At 48.3% G+C, this 327-nt stretch carries 1 protein-coding gene; it reads right to left on the bottom strand.

What is annotated here, in order from left to right; translation table 11 throughout:
- Positions 1-20 precede the first annotated feature (20 nt).
- Positions 21-327: DDE-type integrase/transposase/recombinase (locus ACTNCK_RS11810; protein ID WP_441082915.1), on the bottom strand; the 307-nt coding region annotated here is incomplete at its 5' end.

The raw sequence follows: 327 nt of genomic DNA, 5'->3' as shown, positions 1-327 counted from the left end.
TATCAGAGAATGGAACGATTCTATACAGGCGTTATCGTATGGGTAGCCTTTATGCGAGTAGCTCCTCTGCATGCCCTCTGTGGCTTTTCTGTAGGCCTCGCTGACGTACTGACTGCCTCTGTCGGAATTATCCCGAATTCGGCATAGTCACTGTGGATGATAAGCGGCTCAGAAGTAGGCCTTGAGGCTTTCGCTTTATTGACGGTATCGACAACGCATGAGACCTCCATCGTGGGTGTGAGCGTCCATGCGATGATCTTACGAGAATACAGATCCATGATGCTGGTAAGATATATGTATCCACTCTCATAGGTCCAGATATACGTG

It is taken from the genome of Candidatus Weimeria sp. HCP3S3_B5, from assembly GCF_052064335.1.
Taxonomy (GTDB): domain Bacteria; phylum Bacillota; class Clostridia; order Lachnospirales; family Lachnospiraceae; genus Weimeria.
This window is presented reverse-complemented; position numbering and strand designations above follow the sequence as displayed.